Below are 15,030 nucleotides of genomic sequence, written 5' to 3'. Positions count from 1 at the left end.
CCTTATATCTCCCGCACGCCAAGAAGGTCCGCCATGAGAGAACCTGCCACGATCTACCCGGCCCGCAAGATCATTACCATGAGCCGCCACCGCCCCTTTGCCGAGGCCATTGCCGTCTCGGAAGGCCGCCTGCTGGGCGTCGGCTCGGTGGAGGAATTGAAAGCCTGGGGCGAACACCGCATCGACGACAGCCTGCGCGACAAGGTCCTGCTGCCCGGCTTCGTGGAGGGCCACTGTCATGCCCTGGAAGGTGGCATGTGGGCGCATGTCTACACCGGCTTCTACGACCGCATGGATCCGAACGGAAAGGTCTGGCCGGGCCTGAAGTCCATCGACGAGGTGGTTGAGCGCCTGCAGGAAGCCGACCGGGCCATGGAAGACCCCGATACGCCCTTGACGGCCTGGGGCCTGGACCCGGTCTTCTTCGACGGGCGACGCATGACGGCCGAGGACCTGGACCGCGTTTCCACGACACGGCCGATCTTCATCCTGCATGCAAACGTCCATGTCCTGAACGTCAACTCGATCGTGCTGGAGAAAGCGGGCATCACGGCTGACAGCGCCGTCGAGGGCATCATGACCGGTCCCGACGGCAAACCCAATGGCGAGTTGCAGGAATTCGCCGCCATGTTCCTGGCCCAGCAGCCCTTCAATGTGGACTACTTCGCCCGCATCTCGCAGGCCGACGCCCTGCGTGACTTCGGCCGCATGGCCGTGCTGACGGGCACCACCACCGCCACCGACCTCTACAACGAGTTGCCCCAGAACGTGGTGGACAACTTCCGCAGCGTCACGGCCGAAGCGGACTATCCCCTGCGTCTCGTCTCGGCCTATACGGCCACCGCCGATACACCTGAACGCGGCGTGGAGAAGGTCAACGACCTGGTGCGCCTCAACACGGACCGCCTGCGCTTCGGACTCATCAAGGTGATGACCGACGGCACACTGCAGTCCTTCACGGCACGCCTCAACTGGCCGGGCTATTACGGCAGCGACGCCCAGGGAATCTGGAACCTGACGCCGCAGCAGTTCCTGGAATCGGCACGCGCCTTTCACAAGGCCGGGCACCTGATCCACATGCACACCAACGGGGACCAGGCCTCGGACCTGGCGCTCGACACCATCGGGCAGGTCCTGGCCGAACACCCACGGCCCGACCACCGCCATACCATCCAACATGGGCAGATGCTCTCGACCGCCCAGTTCCGCCGTATCGGTGCGCTGGGCATGTGCGCGAACCTCTTCAGCAACCACATCTACTACTGGGGCGACATTCACCATCGCCTGACCCTGGGTCCCGAGCGTGCCGAGCGCATGAATGCCGCGGCCACGGCCGCCAAACTGGGCATCAACTTCGCCATTCACTCCGATGCCCCTGTGACCCCGCTGGGGCCGCTGTTCACCGCCTGGTGTGCCGTCAATCGACTGACCTCGGGCGGGCGCATCCTGGGCGAAGGTGAACGCATCACCGTGCCCGAGGCGCTCTATGCCATCACCATGGGTGCGGCCTATACCCTGAAACTGGATCACGAGATCGGCAGCCTGGAGGCCGGCAAGCGCGCCGACGTGGCCATCCTGGAGGACGACCCCCTGGAGGTGTCGCGCGAGCAGCTGAAGGACTTGCGCATCCACGGGACCATGCAGGGCGGCCGCATCTTCAAGGCGGAAAAGTGACTGGGAAGCCCCGCCCATGACCGCGCGAAGCTCCGCCATCCCGCTCAGCGTGATCGGGGGCTTCCTGGGTTCGGGCAAGACAACCCTGATCAACAGCCTGCTGCAGCAGAACGAAGGGCGCCGCCTGGCCGTCCTGGTCAACGATTTTGGCGACATCAACATCGACGCCGAACTCATTTCCGCGCACGACGGCCAGACCCTGCAGCTCAGCAACGGCTGCATCTGCTGTACAATCGGCGATTCTCTGACCCGCAGCCTGATGGACATGGCGGCGCTGGAAGAGCCGCCCGATCACCTGGTGATCGAGGCAAGCGGCGTTTCCGACCCTGGCCGCATCGCCCAGATTGGCCTGGCTGGCGGCGCCTATCGCCTGCAGGCCGTCTGCGTCCTGGCCGATGCCGCAAACCTGCTTGAGCATGCACAAGACCGTTATGTCGGCGACAGTGTGATCCACCAGTTGCGCCGAGCTGACTTTCTGGCCCTCAACAAGTGCGACCTGGTTACGGAAACCGAACGCCAGACGGTGCGCCAACAGCTCATTTCCTGGGGCATAAAGGCTCCTGTGATGGAAACGACACAGGGACAGGTACCACTGTCACTGCTGCTCTCACCGCAGGAAGCATCCGACAGGGACTTTTCCTTCGATGCGGCAGCAGAGGCTCGGTCCTGGCACAGCTCTCATGCCGAAGGCCTGAGAAGCTGGAGTCTCAGCGCAAGCCAGCCCCTGGACCGCACCGCCTTTGAAAAGGCCTTCACCCAGGTCCAAGGCCGCGTCCTGCGCGCCAAGGGACTGCTCCGCTTCGCAGATCGTCCGCAGAACCTGGAGGTTCTGCAGTTGGTGGGGCGGCGCCTCGATCTGACGGAAAGCATGCCGGAAGCCAGTTCCACGAACTCCAGGCTGGTCTTGATCGCGCCATCGGATTACGAGCCACCGGGGGCCCTGGTCCGGCTGTTTGCCGACTGCCCCCCCTAACGGGCACAGTCGAGCAGCGGGCCAAGTTGATGGATGCGTCGCTGCAGGGTGGAAGCACGGCCTGCAATATAGTTGGTGGGCTGACCGGCGGACCAGCGCCTGGGATTGGGCAGGACAGCGGCAATCAGGGCGGCCTCGCGCTCGCTCAATTGGGCCGCGGTCTTGCCGAAATGGTGCTGGGCGGCAGCTTCGGCTCCATAGACGCCAGGCGCCATTTCGGCAATGTTCAGGTAGATTTCCAGGATGCGCGGCTTGGAGAGCAGGATTTCCAGGTAGACCGTCAGGTAGGCCTCGATCCCCTTGCGCAAGAGACTGCGCATGGGCAGCAGGTAAAGATTCTTCGCCGTCTGCATGGAAATCGTGCTTGCACCACGTGTGCCCTGCCCTGCCTGCCATTCCTGCCAGGCCGCCTGCAGCGATTCGAAATCGAACCCGTTGTGGGCACAGTACAGGTTGTCTTCACCGGCAATGACGGCGAAGCGCAGGGACGGCGAAATTTCCTCAAGCGGCACCCAGTCGTGCGACCAGCCTTCGCCCTCGACCAGCCGCGCCACCATCAGCGGCGTCGCCGGAACGGGCAGCACGCTATAGAGCAGCGTGAAGGTCAAGGGCATCCCGACCAGGATCACAAGCCCCACCACGGCAACACGCTGGGCCCAGCGTGTCCGGAACAGTTTTCGCCAGCCAACCCCCGCCCGGCTGCCGGACTTGGACGGCTTCGCCGCCTTCTTCGATGACTTCCGCGCCACGGCTGCTAGCGTCTTGCACGCTGTGGCGCGGAGTGCCATAAGACCCGCGTCATGTGTTCAGATCGCCCCCTCGACGACAGCAAAACGGGTTACGCGCACAGACATCTCCTCGGGATCGAGGGGCTGCAGCGTTCGGAAATTGCCGCGCTCCTCGATCTGGCAGATGACTATGCCCGTCAGGACCCCCGAGCCCACCGCCCCAACACTTTGCTTTCGGGCTATACGGTAATCAACCTCTTCTTCGAGAATTCGACCCGTACCCGCACTTCCTTCGAACTTGCCGCCAAGCGTCTGGGTGCACAGGTCATCAACATGTCGGTGGCCTGGTCCTCGATCAAGAAGGGCGAGACCCTGATCGACACCGCCATGACCTTGACCGCGATGCGTCCGGATGTCCTGGTCGTACGGCATCCGGACTCGGGGGCGGTCAAGCTATTGAGTGAAAAGGTTGATTGTGCCGTCATCAACGGTGGTGACGGCAGCCATGAACATCCAACCCAGGCGCTGCTGGACGCATTGACGATTCGCCAGCGCAAGGGAACCCTGCAGGGCCTGACAGTCGCCATCTGCGGCGACATCCTGCACAGTCGCGTGGCCAGGTCGAACATCCACCTGCTCAACATCATGGGTGCCCAGGTACGGGTGATTGCCCCACCGACCCTGATGCCCTCAAAAATCGAGCGCCTTGGTGTCACCGCCTTCCATGACATGAAGAAGGGCCTGCAGGATGTGGACATCGTCATGATGCTGCGCCTGCAGACCGAGCGCATGCAGGGCAGCTACGTCCCCTCCGTGCGCGAGTACTTCCGCTTCTATGGCCTGGACCGGGAGAAACTGTCCCATGCCAAGCCGGATGCGCTGATCATGCATCCGGGTCCGATGAACCGGGGCGTGGAGATCGACACCGAGGTGGCCGACGATATCGACCGCTCCGTCATTCGCCAGCAGGTGGAAATGGGCGTGGCCGTACGCATGGCCTGCCTCGACATCCTGACCCGAGGCCAGGAACAGGAGGCCTGAGGGCATGTCCGTGAAAGCTCCTGAACGCACCGCCTACATCAACGCCCGGCTGATCGATCCGGACAGCGACCTCGATTCACCAGGCGGCCTGCTGACCGAGGGCGAGGAGATCCTGGACGTGGGTGCCGGGCTTTTTACCGACGGCGCGCCGGAGGGTATCGCGGTCATCGATTGCGCCGGCGCCGTGCTGGCTCCCGGCGCGGTCGATCTGCGCACCCAGCTGCGCGAGCCGGGCGAAGAGCACAAGGAAACCATCGCCAGCGCCGGGCGTGCGGCTGTGGCCGGGGGTATTACCTCCCTGGTGGCCCTACCCAACACCGACCCCATCGTTGACGACGTGGCCGGCGTGGAATTCGTGGCCCGCCGGGCCCGCGAGGAGAAGCTGGCCAAGGTCTATACCTATGCCTCTATCACACGTGGCCTGGAAGGCCAGGAACTCACCGAGATCGGCCTACTGAGCGAGTATGGCGCCCGTGGCTTTACCGATGGCCTGCAGCCCGTGGCCAACGCCAACGTGATGCGCCGTGCACTCAGCTATTCCAGCGCATTCGACACGGTGATCCTGCAGATGCCGCAGGAACCCAGCCTCAGCACCGGCGTCATGAACTCCGGCGAGGTGGCCATGCGCCTGGGGCTGTCCGGCATCTCTCCCCTGGCCGAGGTCATCATGCTGGAACGCGACCTGCGCCTGGTCGAAATGACCGGGGGGCGCTATCACGCCAGCCTGATCTCCACGGCGGCCTCGGTGGAGGTCATGCGCCGCGCGCGCCAGCGTGGTCTGCCCGTTACCTGCGATACGGCTCCTCAGTACTTCACCCTGAACGAAAGCGAGGTGGGGGACTATCGAACCTTTGCCCGCACCATGCCGCCCCTGCGTTCGGAAGAAGACCGCCAGGCCATCGCCGAAGCCGTTGCTGACGGCACCATCGATGCCATCTGCAGCGATCACAGCCCGCACGACCAGGACTCCAAGCGCCTGCCCTTCGCGTTGGCCGAACCCGGCATCGTCGGGCTGGAAACGCTGCTGCCGCTCTCGCTCGCCCTGGTGCACAAGGATGCGCTGTCCCTCAAGGAGCTGATAACCCGCCTGGCGACCGCGCCAGCGGCCATCCTGAAGGGCCAAAGTGGCCTCGGAAAGGGCCGGGCCGCGGATTTCGTGATCTTTGACCCGGACCGACCCAGGATGATCGAGCCGGATCGTTTCCGCAGCAAGTCGAAGAATTCACCGTTCGAGAACTACGCCGTGCAGGGAGAGGTTCTGCAGACCGTCGTGGACGGGCGAACCGTGTATTCTGCCGCCGAGGAAAGCTGACATGCCGGACCCCATCTCCTGGGCCTTTGCGTGGCCCTACCTGCTGACCGCACTTGCCTGCGGCTACCTGTTGGGCTCGCTGCCCTTCGGGCTGCTGGTGACGCGGCTGGCCGGCCTGGGGGATATCCGCAAGATCGGCTCCGGCAACATCGGGGCCACCAACGTGCTGCGCACAGGCCGCAAGGACCTGGCGGCCCTGACTCTGATCTTCGATATCGGCAAGGGCGGCGCGGCCGTCCTGATCGGATCGAACTGGGGGCCGGACATTGCGCTCACAGCCGGCTTCGGCGCTGTTCTCGGGCATCTCTTTCCGGTCTGGCTTATGTTTCAGGGTGGCAAGGGCGTTGCCACAACGCTGGGTACGCTGCTGGCCATAGCCTGGCCCGTGGGCCTCGCCACCTGTGCCGCCTGGCTGCTCGTTGCCGGCCTCTTCCGCTTTTCCTCCCTGGCCTCCCTGCTCTCGCTGGCCCTCTCGCCGCTCTTCGCCTGGTGGCTGGTCGGCGACCTGCAGCTGGTGGAATTTTGCGCCCTGGTGGCCGTTCTTTTGTGGCTGCGCCATCTGTCGAACATCAAGCGCCTGTTGAAAGGCGAGGAATCGCGCATCTCCTTTCGACGCAAGAAAGACTGACGCGCGCAACCCATGATATTGACCAGTCGCCGGAAACACGCGATGGTCAGGAATGTCGACCCAAATCCCTGCCGTGTCTTCCCGTGAGGACCAACGCGACTGGTTGCGCCTGGCCCGCAGTGACAAGATCGGCCCGGCAACCTTTCGCGCATTGCTGGAGCGCTTCGGCACGGCTACCAAGGCCCTGGAGGCGGTGCCCGAACTGGCACGCCGGGGCGGGCGAAAGAGCGGCATCCGGCTGTGCAGCCCCGAAAGCGCGGACCATGAACTGGAGCAACTCGAGCGCCAGGGCGCATACTTCCTGCGTCTCTGCGATCCCGCATATCCGGACGTCCTGAAGGCCACCGACACAGCCCCGCCTGTCCTGACCTGCAAGGGCGACCTGAAGCTACTGCAACGCCCCTCGATCGCCATCGTGGGCGCACGCAATGCCTCGCTCAACGCCCGAAAACTGGCCCGGCGCCTGGCTGCAGAGCTGGGGGATACCGGTCTGGTCGTGACCTCCGGCCTGGCACGCGGCATCGATGCCGCAGCTCACGAGGGCGCTCTGGAGAGCGGCACCATTGCTGTTCTTGCCGGTGGCATCGACAGCGTCTTCCCACCCGAGAACAGACAACTCCAGGAACAGATTGCCGAACAGGGTCTGCTTCTGGCGGAATCCCCGCCCGGCACACAGCCGAAAGCCGGCCATTTCCCGCGCCGCAACCGCATCGTCGCGGGCCTTTCTCAGGGCGTTCTGGTCGTGGAAGCTGCCCTGCGCTCCGGCTCCCTGATCACGGCGCGCCTGGCCCTGGAACAGGGGCGCGAGATCTTTGCCATTCCCGGCTCGCCCCTGGATCCACGGGCAAAGGGGACGAATGACCTGATCCGCCAGGGCGCCATACTCACAGAAAGCGCACAGGACGTACTGGATGGCCTGGGCCAGGGCACAGGACTGGCAGAACCGGCCGGCGACGAGACCTTCCAATCCGCACCCCTGTCAGAAAGCGAAGCGGACCTGGACGAGGCAAGGCAGCGGCTGGAGGAACTGCTCTCCCCGGTCCCGGTCCACCAGGACGAATTGCTGCGCGAAAGCGGCCTGCCATCGGGGACGGTCAGCCTGGTCCTGCTGGAACTTGAACTGGCCGGCCGTCTGGAGCGCCATCCCGGACGCAAGGTCGCCTTCGTGGCATAGGTTGAATTAACTTATATTGCAAAATAGCAAAATAGCTATATACTCTGATGCATTGGGTTGTTGAAACACTTGATTCTAGAGTTGACCAGGAGCTTGAAGCCCTGCCTCCGGATATGCGGGCCCGCTTCGTCCGGATGTGTTATTTGATCACCGAGTTTGGACTGGAAAATGTCAGAGACCCGCATGTCAGACACCTGACAGGCCCCCTCTGGGAAATCCGCATGAAAGGCAAAGCCGGGATCTCACGCGCACTTTATGTCACAGCGCAAGATAAGAAAGTGGTGGTTCTCAGAGCTTTCGTGAAGAAAACGCAGAAGACACCGCCACGCGAGATCAAACTGGCACTGGAGCGCGCAAGGAGCCTTCGTGATGAGCAAAATTGATGACCTCCACGAAAAGTGGCTAGGGGACTCTGACTACAGAGACGCTTGGCAGGCGCTGGATTCAGAGTACGCATTGGCACACGCCATGATCGAAGCACGCAGCCGGGCAGAACTGTCCCAGTCTCAGCTGGCGGAGCGAATGAAGACCACACAGTCCGTGATTGCGCGCCTTGAAAGCGGGCGTGTCCGACCCTCCACCAGAACTCTGCAGCGTTTGGCAGAAGCGACGAGAACGCGTCTTCAGATTCGCTTCATCCCCGATGAAGACGCAGCCTGATCCCTTCATCCCCTTGCTTCTTAGAAACGGGGGACACCCCGGATGACTTCAGATTCCCGAGGCGCGTCATTTTCAGGCCCTTAGCCCGGCGAGGTTGACGAATTCGCAGGCGGATGCCAATTCTCTCCGCGTATTCCACCTCCGCCGCTTCCGCTGGCCGGCCTGCTGCCGTCCTGCGAGAGAAGCGCGGCAAGCCTACAGGAAGCCCTGTTTTCTCCATGCATGTCGTCGTCGTCGAATCGCCCGCCAAGGCCAAGACCATCAACAAGTACCTGGGAAACGACTTCCAGGTTCTGGCTAGCTACGGCCATGTCCGGGACCTGCCCTCAAAGGATGGCTCCGTAGCCCCCGACGATGACTTCTCCATGTCCTGGCAGGTCGACGAGCGCGGCGAGAAGCGGCTGAAGGAAATTGCCCAGGCCGTGAAGAATGCCGACCAGCTCTATCTCGCCACGGACCCGGATCGTGAGGGCGAAGCCATCTCCTGGCACATCGTGGAGGAACTGGACCGCCGCAAGGTGCTGAACGGCATCCCGATCAAGCGCGTGGTTTTCAGCGAGATCACCAAATCCGCCGTCACCGACGCCTTCAAGAACCCGCGCGAGCTGAACCAGGAACTGATCGATGCCTATCTGGCGCGGCGCGCACTGGACTATCTGGTGGGCTTCAACCTCTCGCCGGTCCTCTGGCGCAAGCTGCCGGGAAGCAAGTCTGCCGGCCGCGTCCAATCGGTCGCCCTGCGCCTGATCTGCGAACGGGAATCCGAGATCGAGGCCTTCCGGCCCCAGGAATACTGGAGCATTACGGCGCTGATGGAGGCCGTGGGCCAGGGCCAGTTCAAGGCTCGCCTGAGCCGGCTGGACGGCGAAAAGCTGGAGCGCCTTTCCCTGGGGGACGAGGGCGCGGCCCGGAAGGCCGAGGCTGCCATCCGCGAGGCCGGCAGCTACAGGGTTTCCAAGGTCGACCGCAAGCAGGTCAAGCGCAACCCGCAGCCGCCGTTCACCACCTCGACCCTGCAGCAGGAAGCCTCGCGCAAACTGGGCTTCGGTGCCACGCGGACCATGCGCACGGCCCAGCGCCTCTATGAGGGTATCGAACTGGGCGGCGAGAACGTCGGCCTGATCACCTACATGCGAACCGATGGCGTCGCCATGTCCGGCGAGGCCATTTCGGGGGCCCGGGAGAGCATTGCCGCTCGTCACGGGGACAACTACCTGCCCGCTTCCCCCCGTATCTACAAGACCAAGGCCAAGAATGCCCAGGAAGCGCACGAGCCCATTCGGCCCACCGACTTCCGCCGCCTGCCCGACGACCTGCGCGGACGCCTGGGAGAGGATGAGGCCCGGCTTTACGACCTGATCTATGTCCGGGCGCTCGCCAGCCAGATGGCCTCTGCCGACGTAGAGCAGGTGTCCGTGGATATCGAGGCCGGCCAGCGTGCCGTGCTCCGCGCCACAGGATCCATCGTGAAGTTCGACGGCTTCCTGAGGCTCTACCAGGAAGGGCGCGACGAACCGCAGGACGAGGACGAGCAGGAGTCACGCCTTCCCAAGCTGGAAGAAGGGCAGGACCTGCACCTGCGCGATGTGGAACCCGCCCAGCACTTCACCCAGCCCCCGCCGCGCTACAGCGAGGCAAGCCTGGTCAAGAAGCTGGAGGAACTGGGCATCGGCCGGCCCTCCACCTATGCCTCGATCCTGCAGGTCCTGCAGGACCGTGACTATGTCCGCCTGGAGAAGCGGCGCTTCATACCGGAAGACCGTGGCCGCATGGTGGCCGCCTTTCTCAGCAGCTTCTTCCAGCGCTACGTGGAGTATGATTTCACGGCGCGCCTGGAGGAGGAACTGGACGAGATCTCCGACGGCCGCATCGACTGGAAAGAGGTCCTGCGGCGCTTCTGGCAGGCCTTCCACCAGACCATCGAGGAAACCAAGGGCCTGCGCATTGCAGAGGTGATCGACGCCCTGGATGCAGACCTGGGCCCGCACTTCTTCCCGGGGGACCCGGACAATCCGGACAAGGACCCTCGACAATGCCCCTCCTGCGGCACGGGCCGCCTGGGCCTGCGTATCGGCAAGACCGGCGGCTTCATCGGCTGTTCCAACTATCCCGAATGCCGCTTCACGCGCACACTTGCCGCGGCAGCGAACCGCGATGGTGAAGAAGGTGCCGACCTGGCCAGCCAGCCCCGCGTTCTGGGGGAGGACCCGGAAAGCAGCCAGCAGGTCACGCTGCGCAAGGGACCCTATGGCCTGTATGTCCAGCTTGGAGAAGCCGTCGAAAAGGGTGAGAAACCCAAGCGCACCTCGCTGCCCAAGGGGCTCGATCCCGATGCGGTGGACCTGGAACGTGCGCTGGCACTCCTGTCCCTGCCGCGCAGTCTGGGCACTCACGAGGGCGAGGAAGTCACGGCCGGAATCGGACGCTATGGCCCCTATGTTCGCAAAGGTCGTACCTACAAGTCGATTCCGGCAGACGAGGATGTCCTGACCATTGGCCTGAACCGGGCCGTGGACCTGCTGTCGAAGGCTGCTGCCAAGGCGGCCCCGTTGCGGACTCTGGGTCAGCACCCGGACGATGGCGAGCCGGTGACACTTCACAGTGGACGCTACGGTCCCTATGTGAAGCATGGCAAACTCAACGCTTCCCTGCCGAAGAATGCCGACCCCGATGCCCTGAACCTTGAGGAAGGCCTGGAGCTTTTGCGCAAGCAGGCCGAGAAGAAGGGGACGAAAGGCGGACGATCGGCGAAAGCGAGCAGCGGGAAGAAGACGTCCTCCGGCAAGTCGGCAGCCAAGAAGAAGGCCGACCAGGCATAATACGTGACCAGGAAACAGACACACTTCCCGACCCGCGAAGAAGTCCTGGACTTCATTCGCAGCAGCGAGACACCCATTCCACGGCGTGAGTTGGCGCGCGCCTTCAACATCAAGGGCGAAGACCGCCGTCGCCTGCGCGAGCTGCTGAACGAACTGAAGGAGGAAGGTGCCCTCGGCTCCCCCGAAAGTCGCAAGGTGGCCGCTCCGGGCGCCCTGCCCTCGGTCACGGTGATCGAGGTCTCGGACACGGACGAGGATGGCGAGCTTCTGGCCCGTCCCGTGCGCTGGGACAGCGACACCCCCCCGCCCCGAATCTACATTGCCCCGGGCAAGGCCACCCGACGCGGCCATGCCATCGGCGAACGCCTGCTGGCCCGCTTGGATCGCGGTACGGACGGCGATTATGAAGCACGCGTGATCCGCCGCCTGCACGAAGGCCCGCGCGAAGTGCTCGGTATCTACGAGGTCGGAACCAAGGGGGGCCGCCTGCGCCCCACGGACAAGCGCATCAAGAACGATTTCCGCATCGCGAAGGCCGACAGCAAGGGGGCCGAGTCCGGTGAACTGGTCATGGCCAGCATACGGGCCCATCACCAGCGCTCTGGCCGCGAAAAGGAAGCGGTGGTCACCGAACGGCTCGGCAGCCTGGAAAACCCCAAGGCGCTGAGCCTGATCGCCATCCACGAACACGGCATTCCCACGGAGTTCTCCAGCGATGCGCTGGAGGAAGCCGAACGCGCGGGCGCCGTGGACGTCGGCCAGCGCACCGATCTGCGCGACATCCCGCTTATCACCATTGACGGCAGCGATGCCCGCGATTTCGATGATGCTGTCTTCGCCCAGGCCGAAGGCGATCCAAAAGCGCCGGAGGGTTGGCGCATCATCGTCGCCATCGCCGACGTGGCACACTATGTCCGTCCCGACTCTGCGCTGGACCGGACGGCGCGTGAACGCGGGAACTCGGCATACTTTCCGGACCGCGTCGTGCCCATGCTGCCCGAAGCCCTCTCCAATGGCTGGTGTTCGCTGCGCCCGCATGAAGAGCGCGGCTGCCTGGCCGTGGAAATGCGCATCGACGCCGAGGGACGCTTGCAGAAACACCGCTTCATGCGCGGTATCATGCGCTCGGCCGCCCGTTTGACCTACGAGCAGGTAGAGGCTGCCTACAGCGGCGAACCCGACGAGACCACGGCACCGCTGGTCGAGGAGGTGATCCGGCCGCTCTACGGTGCCTACAACAGCCTGCTGAAGGATCGGGCGCGCCGCGGCACGCTGGATCTGGACATGCCCGAGCGCCAGATCGTCATGGACGACAAGGGGCACGTCGAGGCGATCCTGCCGCGCCAGCGCCTGGAAAGCCACAAACTGATCGAGGAGTTCATGATTGCGGCCAACGTGGCCGCGGCTCAGGAACTCGAGAAACGCAACCAGCCCTGCATGTACCGTGTGCACGATGAACCGGACAAGGCCAAGGTGGAGGACCTTTCCGAAGTCCTTTCGACCATGGGGCTCAAGCTGGCCCCAGGCCAGGTCCTGGAACCCAAGATCTTCACGCGCATCCTGGACAAGGTGTCCGGAACGCCGGAAAGCGCCCTGGTCAGCGAATTGATCCTGCGCTCCCAGTCCCAGGCCATGTACAGCCCGGAAAACATCGGCCACTTCGGCCTGGCCCTGCCGCGCTATGCCCACTTCACTTCGCCCATCAGACGTTATGCCGACCTGCTGGTGCACCGGGCCCTGATCCGCGGTCTGAAACTGGGTGATGACGGTCTGCCAAAGGAAGACGAGGCCCGCTTTTCCGAAATTGCAGAGCATATCAGTGGCACTGAACGACGTGCCGCCGCGGCAGAGCGCGACGCAGCCGACCGTCTGACGGCTTCCTTCCTGAAGGACCGTGTGGGCGAGGTCTTTGAAGGGCGCATCAGCGGCGTGACCCGCTTTGGGCTCTTCGTGAAGCTGCGCGACAGTGGTGCAGACGGGCTGGTCCCGATCTCGTCCCTGCCCAGCGACTATTATTTCCATGACGAAACGCACCACTGCCTGACCGGACGCCAGCATGGACGCGTCTATCGCCAGGGAGATGATGTCCAGGCCTTGCTCAGTGAGGCTGAGCCCCTGACCGGCGGCCTGATCCTGCAGATCCTGGAAGGCGAGGAAAGCCAGGAAAACCTGCCCGCCACGAAGAAACCTGTGCGGCCGAAACCGGGCAAACGCTCTGCCGCGCGCAAAGCCGGCTCCAGGACCAAGGACCGCAAGCGTGGCAAATCCGCCGCGAAAAAAGCGTGAAATCCGCTGCGCCGCACAAAAGACTGGCCCAATCCTTGCTTTCTTGTAAAAGTGAAGCAGTATGAGCAACACTTGCAGGTGTTGCGTGGCATGAATGGATATGACGACAATGCGTTTCGGTTCGACGGGATATGCGCGACTGGCCTTCCTGGCGGTCTTGATGGCCCTCGTCCTGGCATCCTGTGCGTCCGGACCGGTCACGCAAGGCCAGGAAGGCTATGACCAGACGGCGGCACGCTATATGTTTGCCACCGGCTACCAGGATATCAATGCTGTTTATATCCAGGACATCCCCATCGAAACCCTGGCCTTCTCCGGACTCCAGAAGCTTCAAGACATGGATGGGGAGATCTCGGTTGTCCGCGAGGCGGACAAATTCCTTCTGAAGCAGCGCAGCGAGACGGTACAAAGCTATGGACTGCCACAGGACAATCGGGTCGACCTCTGGGGCAAGCTGACCGCCACGATCATTGAAGATACCCGTGAGATTTCCCCGAAAATCGCCGAGGCCAAAAGCGAAGCCCTCTACGAAACGGTGTTCGAGGGCATGATTGAGCCGCTTGACGGCTACTCCCGCTACGCCACGCCTGAAGAAGCGCGCGAAAACCGCGCCAACCGGGATGGGTTCGGTGGTATCGGCGTGCGCATCCAGTTGATCGACAAGGGCGTGGAAGTCGTAAACGTGATGGATGGCAGTCCCGCCGAAAGGGCCGGTATGGACGACTGGGACGTGATCGTCACTATCGATGGCATACCCGCGCCGAAGCTTTCCCAGGAAGAGGTGGTCAAGCGCCTGCGCGGACCGCTTGGAAGCCGGGTCACCCTGGGCATCCATCGGCCGGGTGATGTCGAGGACACCTGGCGCGAGCTTGAGCTGGTCGTCGAGCGCGCACACATCGTGCCCCAGACTGTCGAGTACGAGCCCCTGGACGATGTCGCCTATTTCCGCATCAGCGGCTTCAACCACGATACGACCGAAACACTCAGGACGAAGCTCAAGCAGGCAGAGCGCGAAATGGGCAGCCGCCTGCGCGGTTTTATCCTGGACCTGCGCAGCAACCCGGGTGGCCTTCTGGATCAGGCCGTCTTTGTCTCAGACCTATTCGTGGGTGAAGGCCGTATTGTTTCGACGCATGGCCGCCATCCCGACAGCCACCAGTACTTCGAGGCCAAACGGGATGCCCAGATTCCCGAGGTTCCCGTTCTGGTTCTGATCAATGGCAATTCCGCTTCGGCCGCCGAGATTGTCGCGGCGGCCCTCCAGGATACGGAGCGGGGAATCGTGGTCGGCAGCAACTCCTATGGCAAGGGAACGGTCCAGACGGTCCTGCGCCTGCCCAACGAGGGCGAACTGACCCTGACCTGGGCCACCTTTCATGCGCCCGCCGGTTATTCGCTTGACCGCCGTGGCGTGCTTCCCAATGTCTGTACCAGCACGGATTCAAGCGATGGGGAACAAGCCGTCAGCGAGCTTCCGCTGGAAGGCCTGATATCGAATCCCCACCAGCGCAAGCGCGATATCGACCGGGAGAACGACCTGGCGCTCGCCGAGTTCCGCTCCATCTGCCCCACCAGCGACAGCCTGGACGAAACCGATATCGAGATCGCCCTCAAGCTGCTGGAAGATCCGGGCATACTCTCGCATGCACGCCGCGGTGCCCCGAACACCGCCCAACGGATCGTCGACGAGTCCCGTGGAAATCCAGGCGGGCAGCCTTGAGGAAAATAACCACGA

12 protein-coding genes are annotated in these 15,030 nt (G+C 63.5%); 11 read left to right on the top strand and 1 reads right to left on the bottom strand.

Annotation, left to right across the window (positions count from 1 at the left end):
* Window positions 1-33: 33 nt before the first annotated feature.
* Window positions 34-1,674: an amidohydrolase gene (locus tag BP38_RS0112945; protein ID WP_026988065.1), complete on the top strand. Its 1,641-nt coding sequence runs from the start codon at window positions 34-36 to the stop codon at window positions 1,672-1,674.
* Between the two features lie 16 nt (window positions 1,675-1,690).
* Window positions 1,691-2,647, top strand: a complete 957-nt coding sequence (locus BP38_RS20655) for a CobW family GTP-binding protein (protein WP_051609344.1) — start codon at window positions 1,691-1,693, stop codon at window positions 2,645-2,647.
* On the opposite strand, the gene mtgA is transcribed toward BP38_RS20655, so the two are convergent.
* Complete coding sequence (gene mtgA / locus BP38_RS0112935; protein ID WP_051609343.1) at window positions 2,644-3,396, bottom strand: monofunctional biosynthetic peptidoglycan transglycosylase; 753 nt, start codon at window positions 3,394-3,396, stop codon at window positions 2,644-2,646. The genes BP38_RS20655 and mtgA overlap by 4 nt on opposite strands.
* 51 nt (window positions 3,397-3,447) lie before the next feature.
* Here mtgA and BP38_RS0112930 point away from each other — a divergent pair, with 51 nt between their 5' ends.
* The 9 genes from BP38_RS0112930 (at window position 3,448) to BP38_RS20645 (ending at window position 15,015) form a co-directional block, all read left to right on the top strand.
* On the top strand, window positions 3,448-4,416 hold the full coding sequence (locus BP38_RS0112930; protein WP_026988063.1) for an aspartate carbamoyltransferase catalytic subunit: 969 nt from the start codon (window positions 3,448-3,450) through the stop codon (window positions 4,414-4,416).
* Window positions 4,417-4,420: 4 nt separating this feature from the next.
* Window positions 4,421-5,728 carry a dihydroorotase gene (gene pyrC / locus BP38_RS0112925; RefSeq protein WP_026988062.1) on the top strand — a complete coding sequence of 436 codons (1,308 nt, stop codon included), beginning with the start codon at window positions 4,421-4,423 and terminating at the stop codon, window positions 5,726-5,728.
* A gap of 1 nt (window position 5,729) precedes the next feature.
* Entirely contained in the window at window positions 5,730-6,356 is a 627-nt protein-coding gene (gene plsY, locus BP38_RS0112920; RefSeq protein WP_026988061.1) for a glycerol-3-phosphate 1-O-acyltransferase PlsY, read from the top strand.
* A gap of 52 nt (window positions 6,357-6,408) precedes the next feature.
* On the top strand, window positions 6,409-7,530 hold the full coding sequence (dprA, locus tag BP38_RS0112915) for a DNA-processing protein DprA (protein WP_026988060.1): 1,122 nt from the start codon (window positions 6,409-6,411) through the stop codon (window positions 7,528-7,530).
* 47 nt (window positions 7,531-7,577) lie between these two features.
* Window positions 7,578-7,913 (top strand): type II toxin-antitoxin system RelE/ParE family toxin, encoded by a 336-nt coding sequence (locus tag BP38_RS0112910; RefSeq protein WP_026988059.1) that lies wholly within the window; start codon window positions 7,578-7,580, stop codon window positions 7,911-7,913.
* Window positions 7,900-8,190, top strand: coding sequence for a helix-turn-helix domain-containing protein (locus BP38_RS0112905; RefSeq protein WP_026988058.1), 291 nt, complete (start codon window positions 7,900-7,902; stop codon window positions 8,188-8,190). Before BP38_RS0112910 ends, BP38_RS0112905 begins: the two co-directional genes overlap by 14 nt.
* Window positions 8,191-8,408: 218 nt before the next feature.
* Window positions 8,409-11,009 carry a type I DNA topoisomerase gene (gene topA, locus BP38_RS20650; RefSeq protein WP_051609342.1) on the top strand — a complete coding sequence of 867 codons (2,601 nt, stop codon included), beginning with the start codon at window positions 8,409-8,411 and terminating at the stop codon, window positions 11,007-11,009.
* 3 nt (window positions 11,010-11,012) lie between these two features.
* Window positions 11,013-13,295 (top strand): ribonuclease R, encoded by a 2,283-nt coding sequence (gene rnr / locus BP38_RS0112895; protein ID WP_026988057.1) that lies wholly within the window; start codon window positions 11,013-11,015, stop codon window positions 13,293-13,295.
* 94 nt (window positions 13,296-13,389) lie between these two features.
* Entirely contained in the window at window positions 13,390-15,015 is a 1,626-nt protein-coding gene (locus BP38_RS20645) for a S41 family peptidase (RefSeq protein WP_081816660.1), read from the top strand.
* Window positions 15,016-15,030 lie beyond the last annotated feature (15 nt).

This window comes from Fodinicurvata fenggangensis DSM 21160, assembly GCF_000686045.1.
GTDB classification, from domain to species: Bacteria; Pseudomonadota; Alphaproteobacteria; order Kiloniellales; family DSM-21159; genus Fodinicurvata; species Fodinicurvata fenggangensis.
The sequence above is the reverse complement of the archived record's forward strand: the minus strand, read 5'-3'. Positions and strand labels throughout refer to the sequence as shown.

What these genes read in the sequence shown, in the direction of transcription:
- BP38_RS0112945 (WP_026988065.1), top strand. Translation starts at nt 34, where the DNA reads ATGAGAGAACCTGCCACGATCTACCCGGCCCGCAAGATCATTACCATG.
- BP38_RS20655 (WP_051609344.1), top strand. Translation starts at nt 1,691, where the DNA reads ATGACCGCGCGAAGCTCCGCCATCCCGCTCAGCGTGATCGGGGGCTTC.
- BP38_RS0112930 (WP_026988063.1), top strand. Translation starts at nt 3,448, where the DNA reads ATGTGTTCAGATCGCCCCCTCGACGACAGCAAAACGGGTTACGCGCAC.
- pyrC (WP_026988062.1), top strand. Translation starts at nt 4,421, where the DNA reads ATGTCCGTGAAAGCTCCTGAACGCACCGCCTACATCAACGCCCGGCTG.
- plsY (WP_026988061.1), top strand. Translation starts at nt 5,730, where the DNA reads ATGCCGGACCCCATCTCCTGGGCCTTTGCGTGGCCCTACCTGCTGACC.
- dprA (WP_026988060.1), top strand. Translation starts at nt 6,409, where the DNA reads ATGTCGACCCAAATCCCTGCCGTGTCTTCCCGTGAGGACCAACGCGAC.
- BP38_RS0112910 (WP_026988059.1), top strand. Translation starts at nt 7,578, where the DNA reads ATGCATTGGGTTGTTGAAACACTTGATTCTAGAGTTGACCAGGAGCTT.
- BP38_RS0112905 (WP_026988058.1), top strand. Translation starts at nt 7,900, where the DNA reads ATGAGCAAAATTGATGACCTCCACGAAAAGTGGCTAGGGGACTCTGAC.
- topA (WP_051609342.1), top strand. Translation starts at nt 8,409, where the DNA reads ATGCATGTCGTCGTCGTCGAATCGCCCGCCAAGGCCAAGACCATCAAC.
- BP38_RS20645 (WP_081816660.1), top strand. Translation starts at nt 13,390, where the DNA reads ATGGATATGACGACAATGCGTTTCGGTTCGACGGGATATGCGCGACTG.